We start from the raw sequence: 14,775 nt of genomic DNA, 5'->3' as shown, positions 1-14,775 counted from the left end.
ATGTTCGGGTGAGCCGGACGTCGAGGGCGCCACGCTCATTGCGTAACCTGATGCGACCTGTGGTGCGGATGGCGGGAGGATCAGTGCGACTCGGGCTCAACCTCGGATACCAAACGGCGTGGAGCACGCCGTTCGACCACCTGGCATTGGCCCAGGAGGCGGACCGGCTCGGCTACTCGGTCGTGTGGGCCGCGGAGGCGTACGGCTCGGACTCGCCGAGCATCCTGTCCTGGATCGCCGGACAGACCGAGCGGATCGACGTCGGGTCGGCGGTCATGCAGATCCCGGCCCGCTCGCCCGCCATGACCGCGATGACCGCGGCGACCATCGACACGATCTCCGGCGGCCGGTTCCGGCTCGGCCTGGGCGTGTCCGGCCCGCAGGTCTCGGAGGGCTGGCACGGCGTGCGGTTCGCCAAGCCGCTGGCCCGCACCCGGGAGTACGTGGACATCGTCAAGCTGGCGGTCGCCCGCAAGGAGGTCGCGTACGACGGCGAGCACTACACGCTGCCGCTGCCGGACGGCCCGGGCAAGGCGCTGCGGCTGGGCTTCCACCCGCCGCGCGAGCACATCCCGATCTACCTGGCCGCCGTCGGCCCGAAGAACCTGGAGCTGGCCGGCGAGATCGCCGACGGCTGGCTGGCCGTCTTCTACTCCCCGGAGTTCGCCGAGGAGCACCTCGCCTCGGTCCGGGCCGGCCGCGCCGCCGCCGGCAAGGAACTGGCCGGCTTCGACGTGGTGCCGTCCGTGCCGGTGGTGATCGGCGACGACGTCGCCACCTGCGCCGAGCTGGTCCGCTGGTACGCCGCGCTGTACGTCGGCGGCATGGGCAGCCGCAAGCAGAACTTCTACAACCAGCTCGCCACCCGGATGGGCTACGGCGACGCGGCCCGCGAGGTCCAGGACCTCTACCTGGCCAAGCGGCAGCGCGACGCGGCCGCCGCCGTACCGATGGAGTTCATCGACCGCACCTCGCTGCTCGGCCCGAAGGAGCGCATCGCCGAGCGCATGCGGGAGTACGCCGCCGCGGGCGTGACCACGCTGTCGGTGTCGCTGTTCGTGGCCGACCGGGAGAGCGGGGTGCAGACCCTGCGGACCGTCGCCGAGGCGCTGGAGCTGTCCGGAGTCGGGGAGTGACCTGGATCGAGGCCATCGTCCTGGGCCTGGTCCAGGGGCTGACCGAGTTCCTTCCGGTGTCCTCGTCCGGGCACCTGCGGATCACCTCGGAGCTGTTCTTCGGCCGGGACGCGGGCGCGTCGTTCACCGCGGTGACCCAACTCGGCACCGAGGCCGCCGTCCTGATCTACTTCGCCAAGGACATCTGGCGGATCGTCCGCACCTGGTGTCTGGGCCTGTTCGACCGCTCGGTGCGCTCCAGCCTCGACTACCGCATGGGCTGGTACGTCATCGTCGGCACCATCCCGATCGGCATCTTCGGACTGATCTTCAAGGACCAGATCCGCACCGCCGGCCGCAACCTCTGGCTGATCTCCTGCACGCTGATCATCGGCGCGGTACTGCTCGCCTTCGCCGAGTACTGGGGCCGGCAGACCCGTACGCTGGAGAACTTCCGGATGCGCGACGGCGTGGTGATGGGCTTCGCCCAGGCCGCGGCGCTCGTACCAGGCGTGTCCCGCTCCGGCGGCACGCTGACCGCGGGCCTGCTGCTCAACCTGACCCGGGAGACCGCGGCCCGCTACTCGTTCCTGCTGGCCATCCCGGCCGTGGTGATCTCCGGCGTGTTCAGCCTGCCGGACGTCTTCGAGCCGTCCGCGCCCGGCACCGCCGCGCCGAGCGTGGCGCAGATGGTGGTGGCGACGCTGATCGCGTTCGCCGTCGGGTACGCGGCCATCGCCTGGCTGCTGCGCTACGTCGCACACCACACGCTGTACGTCTTCGTGCTCTACCGGGTCGCGCTGGGCAGCCTGGTGATCTGCCTGCTGGCCACCGGCACGATCAGCGCCACCTGACGCTGTCATGCGAAAGGCCGGCACCCCGATGTTCGGGGTGCCGGCCTTTCGCTTGTCTCAGCTGTTCCAGTGCTCGGCGACCAGGTCGGCGGCCTGCTGCTCCCACTGGGCGTAGTGGTCGGGGTACGCGCTGACCTGGACGGTCTGGGCGGCCTTGGTCAGCGGCATGTCGCGCCAGCCGTCGACCTGCTTGAGGCCCTTGAGGAACGCGGTGGTGGAGTACTCGGGGTCGGTGATCTGCTCGACCGTGCCCCAGCCGCTGGAGGGGCGCTGCTGGAACAGGCCCTGCGAGTCGTGGTCGTTACGGTCACCGAGGTGGCCGAGGTTCTCCAGCTTCGACTCCTGCAGCGCGGTCGCGATCGACACGACCGCGGCACGCTCGTCCATGCCGGCCTTCTTCGTCGCCGCGATGATCGCCTTCACGTTCTTGGTCTGCTCGTCATCGAGGTCGATGCGAGACTGGGCGCCCTGCACGCCGTGCGGGATCAGCGCGGCGCTGTCGAGCTTCGCGGCCTGGGTGGTGGTGACCGCGGCGGCGTCGCGGGTGGTGGGGGTGCTGGTGTCGTGGTTGAGGGGGCCGGCGGCGAGGCCACCGGCGACGGTCAGACCGGCGATACCGAGGATGCTCTTGCGCAGGATCGTGTTCATGAGGGGGCTCCATTCGGGGGTCGACGCACCCGGGGGCGAGTGCGTGGGCACCGTCAGGCGCTCAAAAAGTCTGGGGGATCCGGCGTCTGCTCACGCGGACCGCGGACGCCGGGGGTGGCGTGCGGGGCTCGCTGGTCGCGCCGGAGGCATGTCCAACGACCGCCGGCCCGGGATCATTCCCGGACGCTGCCGCCCGCCTTCTCGGGCTGCGGGGGCGCTGCTGCGGTCGTTCACCAGGTATAACGCCCCGGCCCCGCAGGCGATTCCGCCGTGCGGGTGTCCCCGACCACCCCGAAATCAGACACCCGACGCAAACGGACACGCCCTCCCCGACGCCCCGCTCTCTCGTTCCGACGCATCCGGCCCACTCCGCCGACCGCTCCACCTGCGCACGCCCATCTCCGCCCCGCTCACGTAGCGCCCGCTTACGTCGCGCCCACGTCGCGTCCGCCAACGCCCGGGCTTCCCTGCCGCGTCGATCATGAAGTTGGCGGCACCTCGTGTCCGTTTTGTCGCCGTCAACCTCATGATCAACTGGGAGGTCGGGTCGCCGACGGCAGGGCTCGCCGGAGATCTTGGTACGGAGCGGCCCCTACAAGGGCGGGAACGTACCAAGATCTCCGGCGTGCGCCGCTACCTCAGGAGATCTTGGAAGGAAAGGGCTCTCATAGGGGCCCAAATCTTCCAAGATCTCCGGCGGAGTGCCGCGCGAGACGAACGAGCTGCGCAATGCGACGGGCGATCACGATCGACGCGGACGGGATGTGAGGGCGGGGACGGGGTGTGAGGGCGGGGAAGGTCGGCGTCGTGGCGGGACGATCAACGTCGGGGCGTACCGCCTAGGGTGGTCTGCGTGGCGACCCTTCTGCTTCTGCGACACGGCCGGACCACCGCGAACGCCGACGGCGGCCTGGCCGGGCGGCAACCGGTCGAGCTGGACGACACCGGCCGGGCGCAGGCGACGGCGGTGGGCGCACGCCTCGCCGGGCTGCCGCTCGCGGCGGTGGTGACCAGCCCGCTGATCCGCTGCCGGCAGACCCTCGAACTGGCCCTGCCGGACGCCGAGCCCGTGGTGGACGACGGGCTGATCGAGTGCGGGTACGGCGACTGGGAGGGGCAGGCGCTGAAGAAGCTGGCGAAGGAGCCGCTCTGGCCGGTGGTGCAGCAGCACCCGAGCGCCGCCGAGTTCCCGCACGGGGAGTCGATGGCGGCGATGTCCGCGCGCGCGGTGGCGGCGGTACGGGCGTGGGACGCGCGGGTCACCGCCGAGCACGGACCGGAGGCGGTCTGGCTCGCGTGCAGCCACGGCGACGTGATCAAGGCGATCGTGGCGGACGCGCTCGGCGTACACCTTGATCTTTTTCAGCGGATCGTGGCCGACCCGGCGTCGGTGACCGCGATCCGCTACACGCCGCTGCGGCCGTTCCTGGTCCGGCTCAACGACACCGGCGGCGACCTGTCGGCGCTGGTCCCGCCGCCGCGCAAGCGGCGCCGGCGCGCGGCGCGGCCGGCCGAGTCGGACGCGGCGGTCGGCGGGGGCGCGGGCGCGGCCGGATAGCCGGCCCGGCGCGGCGCGTTCGCTCTGGGCGGATTCGGCGTCGGTGGGCTGCGCGGCACTTCCACGCGCCGGATAGGGTCGTGGGTATGACGCACCAGGTGCACGCCTTCGAGCCGCCGGAGCGGTTCGTCGCCGGTACGGTCGGCCCGCCGGGGGAGCGCACGTTCTTCCTCCAGGCGCGCGGCGGCGGCCGGCTGGTCAGCGTGTCGCTGGAGAAGGTCCAGGTGTCGTTGCTCGCCGAGAAGCTCGAGGAGCTGCTCGCCGAGGCGCAGCGCCGCTTCGGCGTGCAGCTGCCGGAGGCCGCGCCGCCGACGGGCGGCGACAACGAGCCGCTCGACACCCCGGTGGACGAGGAGTTCCGCGTCGGCACGCTGGGCCTGGCCTTCGACGTGGACACCGCGACAGTGGTGATCGAGGCGATCGCCGTGGGCGAGGCGGAGGTCGAGGTCGAGCTGGGCGACGCGGACGACGACGCCGACGAGGAACCGGACGAGCCGGACGACGACCTCGACCGGCTCCGGGTCCGGCTGACCCCGGAGGCGACCCGCGAGTTCATCGAGCGGGCCAAGCGCGTCGTCAACGCCGGCCGTCCCCCCTGCCCGCTGTGCGGGCAGCCGCTGGACCCGGCCGGTCACCTCTGCCCCCGGAACAACGGCTATCACCGGTGACGTCGTCGGAACTGCAGCCCCGACAGGACGGCGCCGAGGCGCTGCGGCTGCTCACCGACGGTGAGCTGACCCTGGAGGGGCGGCTTGTCGACGCCTCCAACGCCACGCTGCGCGCCGTCGTCGCGCTCGGCGACGTCACCGCCCACTGTGTCTACAAGCCGGTACGCGGTGAGCGCCCGCTGTGGGACTTCCCGGACGGCACGCTCGCCGGCCGCGAGGTGGCCGCCTACCTGGTGTCCCGGGCCACCGGCTGGGACCTGGTGCCCCCCACGGTGCTGCGGGACGGCCCGTTCGGTCCCGGCTCGTGCCAGCTCTGGATCGACGAGCCGGACGACGCCGAGCCGCTCGTCGGGTTCGTGCCGGCGCGGGAGATCCCGCCGCGCTGGTTCCCGATGGCCGCGGCCCGCGACGACGACGGCGCCGCGTACGCGCTGGCGCACGCCGACGACCCCCGCCTGGCCCGGCTCGCCGTGCTCGACGCGGTGATCAACAACGCCGACCGCAAGGGCGGTCACGTGCTCGTCGGCCCGGACGACCGGATCTACGGCGTCGACCACGGCGTGAGCTTCCACGTCGAGGAGAAGCTGCGTACGGTGCTGTGGGGCTGGGCCGGCCGCGAGCTGCCGCCGGACGCGGTGGAGATGCTCGACGGCCTGGCCGGTCAGCTTCGCGGCCCGCTCGGCGAGGAGCTCGCCGAGCACCTGACGATCGGCGAGACGGCGGCGCTGGCGGCCCGCGTCGAGCGGCTGCGCGACACCGGCCGGTTCCCGCTGCCCCCCGAGGAGTGGCCGGCGATGCCCTGGCCGCCGATGTGAGCCGCTGTCGCGTTGATCACCCGTAGGGCGGCACCCGAGCGTCTGACGGATCGTTAGGCTGGCGGTCATGGAGTCTTGGGCGGGACACGAGGTGCCGCGGCTGCCCGGCGAGGGCGTGCCGCTGCGGTTGTACGACTCGGCGCGGCAGGGCGCCCATCCCAGCCGGCCCGAGGGCGCGGCCTCGATGTACGTCTGCGGCATCACCCCGTACGACGCCACGCACCTGGGGCACGCCGCCACCATGATCGCGTTCGATCTGGTGCAGCGGATGTGGCGCGACGCCGGCCTCGACGTGCGGTACGTGCAGAACGTCACCGACATCGACGACCCGCTGCTGGAACGCGCCGAGCGCGACGGCGAGGACTGGAAGGTCCTGGCCATGCGGGAGACCGCGCTGTTCCGCGAGGACATGGAGGCGCTGCGGATGATCCCGCCGGCGCACTACGTCGGCGCCGTCGAGTCGATCCCGGAGATCGCCGAGAAGGTGCTGGTGCTGCTCAAGGACGGCGCGGCGTACCGGCTCGACGACGGCACCGGCGACGTCTACTTCGACATCTCCGCCGCCCCGCGCTTCGGCTACGAGTCGAACCTGTCCCGCGAGGAGATGCTCGAACTGTTCGCCGAGCGCGGCGGCGACCCGGAGCGCGCCGGCAAGCGCGACCCGCTCGACCCGCTGCTGTGGCGCGGCGCCCGCGAGGGCGAGCCGTCCTGGCCCGGCGGCGAACTCGGCGCGGGCCGCCCCGGCTGGCACATCGAGTGCACGGTCATCGCGTTGAACCTGCTCGGCGACCGGATCGACGTGCAGGGCGGCGGCAACGACCTGATCTTCCCGCACCACGAGTGCTCCGCCGCGCACGCCGAGCGGCTCACCGGCGAGGCGCCGTTCGCCGACCACTACGTACACGCCGGCATGATCGGCCTGGACGGCGAGAAGATGTCGAAGTCCCAGGGCAACCTGGTCTTCGTGTCCCGGCTGCGGGCCGACAAGGTCGACCCGATGGCGGTGCGGCTGGCGCTGATGAGCGGCCACTACCGCACCGACCGCTCCTGGACCGAGGATCTGCTCACCGAGGCGCGGGAGCGGCTGGGCCGCTGGCGGCGGGCCGCCGCCGCGCCGGCCGGGCCGTCGGGGGCGGCGTTGCTGGCCGAGGTACGCGAGCGCCTGGCCGACGATCTGGACACGCCGGGCGCTCTGGCGGCGGCTGACCGTTGGGCCGACGGAGCGTTGAACGGCGTCACGGACGACCCGGAAGCCCCGGCGCTGTTCACCGACACGGTCGACGCGCTCCTGGGCATCGCCCTGTAGCCGTTCCACCCGGCCGCCCGCGCACCCGTCCCTCGCTCACCCGTCCCCGCCCCCGCGCCGCGCCTCGTCCTCGCGCCGCTCCCGCCTCGCCTCGCTCCCGCCTCGCCTCGCCTCGCCGATCTTGCACTTGCGGCCGGCCTTCTCGCCGTTTCGCCCCAGTTTGCGGGGTTCGAAACCGCAAGATCGCGTCGCTCGGCGGGCGGGTGGAACGTGACGGGTGTCTCGAGGGCGGTTTGACACCCACGGTGTTCCACCCGGCACGACCCGACCCGGGGGGCTCCGCCCGGGCGTGGCCGTTCCGGGAGCATGTGTGCGCCGGCCCCGCCGGCACGCCTCGGCGATCTTGCACTCGCGGCCCCTGGAGCGTCGGAAATGCGCCGTCTGCCGGGGCGGAAAGTGCAAGATCGCCGGGGCGGGGGCAAAGCGGTCAGCCCAGGACCAGGCCGGGGTCGGGGTCGGGGTCCTGGTCGGGAGCCGGGGCGGGGATCCTGTACTCCTCGGTGAGCGTGGTCATCGGGCCGGGCCAGGTCGCCTGCGCGACCTCGATCGGCTTGCGTCGCTCGTCGTACGCCACGTGCAGCAGGTGCAGCACCGGCGTGTCCGGGCGGATCTGGAGGATCTCCGCCTCCTCCCGGCTGGGCTGGCGTGCGCTGATCGTGTCGGTGGCGGTGAGGTACCGCCGGCCGGTGACCTCCTCGACCTCCTGGTAGAGCGGCCGGCCGAACGCCTCGGCCCGCTCCAGTGACGTGCCGGCGGTGTCGGCGGGCAGGAACCAGGACGCGCCGACCTCGACCGGGGAGTCGTCGGTGCGTACCAGGTGCCGGCGGCAGAGCAGTTCGGTGCCGTCGGCGACGCCGAACGCGTCGGCCACCTCGGCCGGGGCGGGGGAGCGGCCGACCGAGACGAGTTGCTGGCGGTACCGGGCGGCCAGGTCGGTGTGGTAGCCGCGGAAGCCGCCGTACCGGCCCCGGGACAGGCGGTTGAGGCGGCGCCGGGTGCCCCGGACGTACGTACCGGAGCCGGGTTTCGTGATCAGGATGCCCTCGACCCGCAGCTGGTCGACGGCGCGCTGCACGGTCTGCTTCGCCACGCCGAACATCTCGGCGATGGCCGGGATGGACGGCAGCCGCTCGCCGGGACCCCAGTCGCCGCGGCGCACCTGGGCCTTGAGCTGCGCGGCGATCTGCCGGTGCGGGAACTCGGCCGCGCCGGGGTTGATCTGCATCCGGGCCTCCTCAGAACAGCTAGGTTCCTAGGATGCCCTAGAGGGTGTGACCGCGCCACCCCGGACACGCAGAAGCCGGGCCCCGGCAAGGGGACCCGGCTTCGACGGAAAACGGCTACCAGGAACCCGCTGTCGGCCCGGCGGAACCGCCGCGGCGACGCAGGTACTTCTCGAACTCCTGGGCGATCTCGTCCCCGGTCAACGGGGTGATGCCGGCGTCGCCGACCCGTTCCTCCAGCTCACGCACGTACTCGCCGAGTTCCGCGTCCTGCTCGGCGGCGCTGCGCACCCGCTGCTCCCACTCGGCGGCCTCCTCGGCCAGGTCGGCCATCGGCACCGGCAGGTCGAGCACCTCCTCGACCCGGTGCAGCAGCGCCAGCGTGGCCTTCGGGCAGGGCGGGTTGTTGGCGTAGTGCGGCACGTGCACCCAGAACGACACCGCGTCGACCTCGGCGCGGGTGCAGGCGTCGTGCAGCACGCCGACGATGCCGGTCGGCCCGTCGTACCGGGTGGGGGTGAGCTGGTAGCGCTTGGCGGCGTCGGCGTCCGACGCGCTGCCGCTGATCGGCAGCGGCCGGGTGTACGGCACGTCTGCCAGCAGCGCGCCGAGCAGCACCACCCGCTCGACCTCCAGGCTGTGGCAGATCTCCAGCACCTGCTCGCAGAACGTCCGCCAGCGCATGCTCGGCTCGATGCCCCGGATCAGCACCACGTCCCGCTCGGTGCCCTCCGGGCTGGCCACCATGAACCGCGTGGTGGGCCACTCGACGCGCCGGGTCTCCCCGTCAGCCATGGTGATCGTCGGACGGCTGACCTGGAAGTCGTAGAAGTCCTCCGGGTCCAGCTCCGTCACCTGCCGGGCCTGCCAGACCTGCTCCAGGTGTTCCACGGCGGCGGTGGAGGCGTCGGCGGCGTCGTTCCAGCCCTCGAAGGCCGCGATGGCGACCGGCGAGCGCAGTACCGGCAGCCCGTCGAACTCGGTCACGCCGTCACCTCACCCTGCTCGTCGGGCGCGGCGTCGCCCCGTCGCACTGTCGCACCCCTGTTGTCCTTCACGTCCGCCAGCCTACGTGCCGCCGACGGGGCCGGCCCGTCGGCCGCGCCGGTCGCCGAGGGTGACCACCCGGGCGAACCGGCGCAAAGGCGTACGCCGGTCGGCCGGGCAGTATGTGGGAAGGCCCGGTTCGGGTGAGTCTGGCGTACTCGGGCGCACTAACCTGGGCCATGTGCCTATTTCGTTGCGTGACCTGCTGGCCGATCGGATCCTGATCGCGGACGGCGCGATGGGGACGATGCTCCAGGCCGCCGATCTCACCCTTGACGACTTCGACGGCCTCGAAGGCTGCAACGAGATCCTCAACGTGACCCGGCCGGACGTGGTCCGCGGCGTGCACGACGCCTATCTGGCCGCCGGCGCGGACTGCGTGGAGACCAACACGTTCGGCGCGAACCTGCCCAACCTCGCCGAGTACGGCATCCCTGGCCGCATCCGGGAGCTGTCCGAGGCGGGCGCGCGGATCGCGCGGGAGGCCGCCGACGAGTACGCGACGCCGGAGCACCCCCGGTTCGTGCTCGGCTCGATGGGTCCGGGCACCAAGCTGCCCACGCTCGGGCACGCGAGCTACGCCTCGCTGCGTGACGCGTACCAGGAGAACGCCGCCGGCCTGATCGCCGGCGGGGCGGACGCGCTGATCATCGAGACCTGCCAGGACCTGCTCCAGGTCAAGGCGGCGGTGGTCGGGTCGAAGCGGGCCCGCGCCGAGGCGGGCCGGGACGTGCCGATCATCTGTCAGGTGGCGGTGGAGACCACCGGCACGATGCTGCTGGGCAGCGAGATCGGCGCGGCGCTGACCGCGATCGAGCCGCTCGGCGTCGACCTGATCGGGCTGAACTGCTCGACCGGCCCGGCGGAGATGGGCGAGCACCTGCGCTACCTGGCGCAGCACTCGCGTATCCCGATCTCGGTGATGCCGAACGCGGGCCTGCCGGTGCTCACGGCCGACGGGGCGTACTTCCCGCTCAGCCCGGACGAGCTGGCCGACGCGCTGGAGCGGTTCGTCACCGACTACGGCGTGGGCCTGATCGGCGGCTGCTGCGGCACCACCCCGGAGCACATCCGGGTGCTGGTGGAGCGGCTGGGCGGGCGGGCGCCGGTGGCGCGGGAGCCGAAGCCGGAGGCCGGCGTCTCCTCGATCTACCACCACGTGCCGTTCGCCCAGGACGCCAGCATCCTGATGGTGGGGGAGCGGACCAACGCCAACGGCTCGAAGGCGTTCCGCGAGTCCATGCTCGCCGGGGACTGGCAGGCCTGCGTGGAGGTCGCCCGCAGCCAGGCCCGGGACGGCTCGCACCTGCTCGACCTCTGCGTCGACTACGTGGGCCGCGACGGCACGCAGGACATGCGGGAGCTGGCCGGCCGGTTCGCCACCGCGTCGACGCTGCCGATCGTGCTGGACTCCACCGAGCCGGCGGTGATCGAGGCCGGCCTGGAGATGCTCGGCGGCCGGTGCGTGGTCAACTCGGTCAACTTCGAGGACGGCGACGGCCCCGACTCCCGCTACGCGCGGGTCATGCCGGTGGTCAAGGAGCACGGCGCCGCCGTCGTGGCGCTGCTCATCGACGAGGAGGGCCAGGCCCGCACCCGCGAGTGGAAGGTACGGGTGGCCTCCCGGCTGATCGACGACCTGACCGGCCGGTGGGGGATGCGCCGGGAGGACATCCTCATCGACGCGCTGACGTTCCCGATCGCCACCGGGCAGGAGGAGACCCGCCGCGACGGCATTGAGACGATCGAGGCGATCCGGGAGATCGCGGCCCGCTATCCGGGCGTCAACTTCACCGCCGGCATCTCCAACGTGTCGTTCGGCCTCAACCCGGCGGCCCGGCAGGTGCTCAACTCGGTGTTCCTGCACGAGTGCGCCCAGGCCGGGCTGACCTCGGCGATCGTGCACGCCAGCAAGATCCTGCCGATGTCGCGGATCCCGGACGAGCAGCGCGAGGTGGCGCTCGACCTGGTGTACGACCGGCGCCGCGAGGGATACGACCCGGTGCAGCGGTTCATCGAGGCGTTCGAGGGCGTGGACGCGGCGTCGGCGCGCGCCACCCGGGCCGAGGAACTGGCCGCGCTGCCGCTGGACGAGCGGCTCAAGCGGCGGATCATCGACGGTGAGCGCAACGGCCTGGAGGCCGACCTGGACACGGCGATGGCGCAGGGGCGTACGCCGCTGTCCATCATCAACGACCTGCTGCTGGACGGCATGAAGGTGGTCGGCGAGCTGTTCGGCTCCGGCCAGATGCAGTTGCCGTTCGTGCTCCAGTCCGCCGAGGTGATGAAGACCGCGGTGGCGTACCTGGAGCCGCACATGGAGAAGACCGACGACGACGGCAAGGGCCGGATCGTGCTCGCCACGGTGAAGGGCGACGTGCACGACATCGGCAAGAACCTGGTCGACATCATCCTGTCCAACAACGGCTACGACGTGGTCAACATCGGCATCAAGCAGCCGATCAACGCGATCCTCGACGCGGCCGAGGAACACCGCGCCGACGCGATCGGCATGTCCGGCCTGCTGGTCAAGAGCACCGTCATCATGAAGGAGAACCTGGCCGAGATGGCCTCCCGCGGCGTGGCCGAGCGCTGGCCGGTGCTGCTCGGCGGTGCGGCGCTGACCCGCGCGTACGTGGAGGACGACCTGCGGTCGATCTACCCGGGTCAGGTGCACTACGCCCGCGACGCGTTCGAAGGGCTGTCCCTGATGGACCGCGTGATGGCGGCCAAGCGCGGCGGCGCGCCGGTGATCGACCCGGAGCGCGAGGCGGCGCTGGCGGCCCGCCGGGAGCGCCGCGAGCGGCAGCGCGCGCAGGTGCGCGAGGCCCTGCCCGAACTGGACGACGCCTCGGTCCGCTCCGACGTGGCGGTGGACGTTGCCGTGCCGAAGCCGCCGTTCTTCGGCACCCGCGTCGTCAAGGGCGTGCCGCTGGCCGACTACGCGGCGCTGCTGGACGAGCGGGCCACGTTCCTGGGCCAGTGGGGGCTGCGCGGCGCCCGCGGCGGCAAGGGCCCGTCGTACGAGGAACTGGTCGAGACCGAGGGCCGGCCCCGGCTGCGGTACTGGCTGGACCGCCTGATCTCCGACCAGGTGCTGGAGGCGGCCGTGGTGTACGGCTACTTCCCGGCGTACTCCGAGGGCAACGACCTGGTGGTGCTGGACGAGAACGGGCACAGCGAGCGGGCCCGGTTCTCCTTCCCCCGGCAGCGGCAGGAGCGGCGGCTGTGCCTGGCCGACTTCTTCCGGCCCAAGGGCGACCAGCTCGACGTGGTGGCGTTGCAGCTGGTCACCGTCGGGCAGCCGATCAGCGAGTACACGGCGAAGATGTTCGCCGGCAACGAGTACCGCGACTACCTGGAGGTGCACGGCCTGTCGGTGCAGCTCACCGAGGCACTGGCCGAGTACTGGCACCGGCGGATCCGCGCCGAACTGGTGCTGCCCGGCGGCGGCACCGTGGCCGACGACGACCCGGCCGACCTGGCGGGTCTGCTACGCACCGACTACCGGGGCTGCCGGTACGCGTTCGGCTACCCGGCCTGCCCGGACCTGGAGGACCGGGCGAAGATCGTGGAGCTGCTGGGCGCGGAGCGGATCGGGGTGCAGTTGTCCGAGGAGTTCCAGTTGGTGCCGGAGCAGGCCACCGACGCGATCGTGGTGCACCACCCGGAGGCGAACTACTTCAACGCCAAGTGATCGCCGTAGGCGCTCTGACCTCCGGTGGAGCGCCTACGGCAAGCTCCAGCCGTTAGAGGTGGACCAACGGTGCCGAACCGTGACCATGCAGCCTCGAACCGGCGGAACAACGCCGCCCTTACTCATGTGGTCGGTGTGCCGTCACGTGTCGTAGAGGCCGTCCCACGGCTCGTGGAACCCTAGGCGATCCGGATACAGCTCGACCCAGTCGACGTGGCTGCCGTCGCCCGCCCGGTCGCCGGACTCGTCGACCAGACCGAACACGACGCCGTCCTGACGGGTCTGGAACAGTCGTACGGCGATGTCGCCGTACGACCTGCCGGGCAGGCTCGCGAGCAGCCCGTCGAGTGCCTCGCTCAGCGCGCCTCGATGCGGAACCCGCTTGATGGTCGAGTTCCGGTACGTCCCGTCGTGGTCGAACAGGTGCACGTACGCGTGGTGGTCCCACGCCGAGGCGAGGAACAGCCCTTCGTCGTAGCGGCCGATCGTGTCCGTCCGGTGGCCGGGCTCGTGCGCGATGGGAATCAGCCGGGGTACGGGCATCCGGTCACCGTAGCGGACGAGCGCGGGGCGCCCGCCGTGGCGGCGGACGCCCCGAAGCGTCGACGTGCCGGTCAGCCGATCAGCGTGACCGAGTAGTCGTACGTCGTCCCGGTCACCGAGTACGTGGCGGTCTGCCCGTTCTCGCAGTACGACACGAAGCTGCTCGGGGTCCGCGTCGCGCCGGCCACCGCGTCGACCACCGGGCGGACGTCGGCGCCGACCGGCAGCGCGGTGGTGGTGAGATCGATCGTCCGCGACTGGTTGATCGGGTAGTTGTCGGTGTTCGCCGTCTCCAGGCCGTTGCTCGCCTGAACGCTGAAGGACATCACGAAGGCGGCGTTGTTCACCACGGCGATGCGCTGAACGCAGGGTTCGGCCTGCGCGCTGGCCGCGGAGGCCCCAGCCAGTGTCGATGCACCGGCGGCGAGCGTCCCGGCGAGTGCGGCTCCGACGAGCCTGGCGCGGAAGGTCATGGTGTCACCTCTCGGTCGAACGTGGCGCCGGGCGCCGACTGGCGGCGCCCGGCGTTCGGTCCATATCGGAGTGCCCGCACGTCTTCGATCGAACCCTGCGAATCGAGAGTGTTTTGTGGCCCGGCCCACTCACCGGGAGCGGAGTGTCAGTCGGTCCTCGCGCCCAGGCTTCGCGTCAGGGCGGGGATCATCACCGCGGCCGCGAGCAGGTGCAGAGCGACCAGCGTGACGCTCGTCGTGGCGGCGGCCCCGACGAGGAACGGCGGCGCCAGCGACAGCGCGGTCAGCGCCACCGCCGTCCACACGAACCGCGACGCGGGACGCGCGCTGAACCGCAGCAGTACGGCGGCGATGACGACCCCGACGAGGGAGAAGAATCCGGTCACCACGGTGAAGCCGCCGAGCGGGATGGCCTCGTCACCGCCGTCCGGGATCGCGAAGTCGACGCCGGCGGCCCGCGCGAGCGCCGCGCCGAGCGTGGTTGCAGTCATCGCGACGAGTGTGGCGACGACGCCGGTGACGGCGAGCCGCCGGAAGCCGTGCGAACGGCGAGAGCCCACGCCGGTGTCGGTGCTGCTGATCATGTCGCTCCTCCAGAAGTCGGGGGTCAGGACTCGTACCGTCGCGGTGCGGCGGCCGGGGTTGCGCAGCGCGCGTGCGCCGGTGTCGCGCAGCCAGAAACCGGCGTCGCGGCGCAGGACCGGCCCGGGGGCGCCGTCGCGTAGCTCCAGCTGCACCCGTCCGCGCGTGACCACGCCGTACGCGGAATGCCATTGGGCCGCGACCACCGCGACGCGCGCGCCGCCGGGCAGCGCGAGCGTCCGCACC

Annotated in this window: 13 protein-coding genes; 7 read left to right on the top strand and 6 right to left on the bottom strand. The window is 72.1% G+C overall.

Annotated features, from left to right (window positions below; translation table 11 throughout):
- The first annotated feature begins 83 nt into the window (after nucleotides 1–83).
- Together HA073_RS08370 and HA073_RS08365 are read left to right on the top strand one after the other, a co-directional pair.
- Nucleotides 84–1,136 carry an LLM class F420-dependent oxidoreductase gene (locus HA073_RS08370; RefSeq protein WP_166456063.1) on the top strand — a complete coding sequence of 351 codons (1,053 nt, stop codon included), beginning with the start codon at nucleotides 84–86 and terminating at the stop codon, nucleotides 1,134–1,136.
- The gene (locus tag HA073_RS08365) at nucleotides 1,133–1,969 is read left to right on the top strand and encodes an undecaprenyl-diphosphate phosphatase (RefSeq protein WP_043324430.1); all 837 of its coding nucleotides are present in this window, start codon (nucleotides 1,133–1,135) and stop codon (nucleotides 1,967–1,969) included. Before HA073_RS08370 ends, HA073_RS08365 begins: the two co-directional genes overlap by 4 nt.
- A gap of 57 nt (nucleotides 1,970–2,026) precedes the next feature.
- On the opposite strand, the gene HA073_RS08360 is transcribed toward HA073_RS08365, so the two are convergent.
- A complete protein-coding gene (locus tag HA073_RS08360) occupies nucleotides 2,027–2,617 on the bottom strand; it encodes a hypothetical protein (protein WP_166456062.1) in 591 nt (196 codons plus the stop codon).
- 844 nt (nucleotides 2,618–3,461) lie between these two features.
- Between HA073_RS08360 and HA073_RS08355 the strand changes: the two genes are divergently transcribed.
- The 4 genes from HA073_RS08355 (at nucleotide 3,462) to mshC (ending at nucleotide 6,964) form a co-directional block, all read left to right on the top strand.
- Complete coding sequence (locus tag HA073_RS08355; RefSeq protein ID WP_166456061.1) at nucleotides 3,462–4,175, top strand: MSMEG_4193 family putative phosphomutase; 714 nt, start codon at nucleotides 3,462–3,464, stop codon at nucleotides 4,173–4,175.
- Nucleotides 4,176–4,261: 86 nt separating this feature from the next.
- Nucleotides 4,262–4,843 (top strand): DUF3090 domain-containing protein, encoded by a 582-nt coding sequence (locus tag HA073_RS08350; protein ID WP_043324423.1) that lies wholly within the window; start codon nucleotides 4,262–4,264, stop codon nucleotides 4,841–4,843.
- A complete protein-coding gene (locus tag HA073_RS08345; RefSeq protein WP_166456060.1) occupies nucleotides 4,840–5,658 on the top strand; it encodes an SCO1664 family protein in 819 nt (272 codons plus the stop codon). The genes HA073_RS08350 and HA073_RS08345 overlap by 4 nt, the downstream gene beginning before the upstream one ends.
- Nucleotides 5,659–5,725: 67 nt before the next feature.
- Nucleotides 5,726–6,964, top strand: a complete 1,239-nt coding sequence (mshC, locus tag HA073_RS08340) for a cysteine--1-D-myo-inosityl 2-amino-2-deoxy-alpha-D-glucopyranoside ligase (RefSeq protein ID WP_166456059.1) — start codon at nucleotides 5,726–5,728, stop codon at nucleotides 6,962–6,964.
- A gap of 427 nt (nucleotides 6,965–7,391) precedes the next feature.
- Here the strand turns inward: mshC and HA073_RS08335 are convergent, their stop codons facing one another.
- Both HA073_RS08335 and HA073_RS08330 read right to left on the bottom strand, forming a co-directional pair.
- Complete coding sequence (locus HA073_RS08335; protein ID WP_166456058.1) at nucleotides 7,392–8,189, bottom strand: GntR family transcriptional regulator; 798 nt, start codon at nucleotides 8,187–8,189, stop codon at nucleotides 7,392–7,394.
- A gap of 115 nt (nucleotides 8,190–8,304) precedes the next feature.
- Nucleotides 8,305–9,174, bottom strand: coding sequence for a PAC2 family protein (locus tag HA073_RS08330; protein WP_030504102.1), 870 nt, complete (start codon nucleotides 9,172–9,174; stop codon nucleotides 8,305–8,307).
- Between the two features lie 241 nt (nucleotides 9,175–9,415).
- On the opposite strand from HA073_RS08330, the gene metH reads away from it, so the two are divergent.
- Nucleotides 9,416–12,931: a methionine synthase gene (metH, locus tag HA073_RS08325; protein ID WP_174535564.1), complete on the top strand. Its 3,516-nt coding sequence runs from the start codon at nucleotides 9,416–9,418 to the stop codon at nucleotides 12,929–12,931.
- Nucleotides 12,932–13,072: 141 nt separating this feature from the next.
- Here the strand turns inward: metH and HA073_RS08320 are convergent, their stop codons facing one another.
- The 3 genes from HA073_RS08320 to HA073_RS08310 form a co-directional block, all read right to left on the bottom strand.
- A complete protein-coding gene (locus HA073_RS08320) occupies nucleotides 13,073–13,474 on the bottom strand; it encodes a hypothetical protein (protein ID WP_166456057.1) in 402 nt (133 codons plus the stop codon).
- A 71-nt stretch (nucleotides 13,475–13,545) separates the two neighbouring features.
- Entirely contained in the window at nucleotides 13,546–13,947 is a 402-nt protein-coding gene (locus tag HA073_RS08315) for a hypothetical protein (protein WP_166456056.1), read from the bottom strand.
- Between the two features lie 146 nt (nucleotides 13,948–14,093).
- Nucleotides 14,094–14,774: a DUF6069 family protein gene (locus HA073_RS08310; protein WP_309227997.1), complete on the bottom strand. Its 681-nt coding sequence runs from the start codon at nucleotides 14,772–14,774 to the stop codon at nucleotides 14,094–14,096.
- Nucleotide 14,775: the final 1 nt, after the last annotated feature.

This window comes from Micromonospora sp. CMU55-4 (assembly GCF_011602315.1).
GTDB classification, from domain to species: domain Bacteria; phylum Actinomycetota; class Actinomycetes; order Mycobacteriales; family Micromonosporaceae; genus Micromonospora; species Micromonospora chalcea.
Note: the sequence above shows the minus strand (reverse complement) of the source record. Positions and strands in the feature narration are given on the sequence as shown.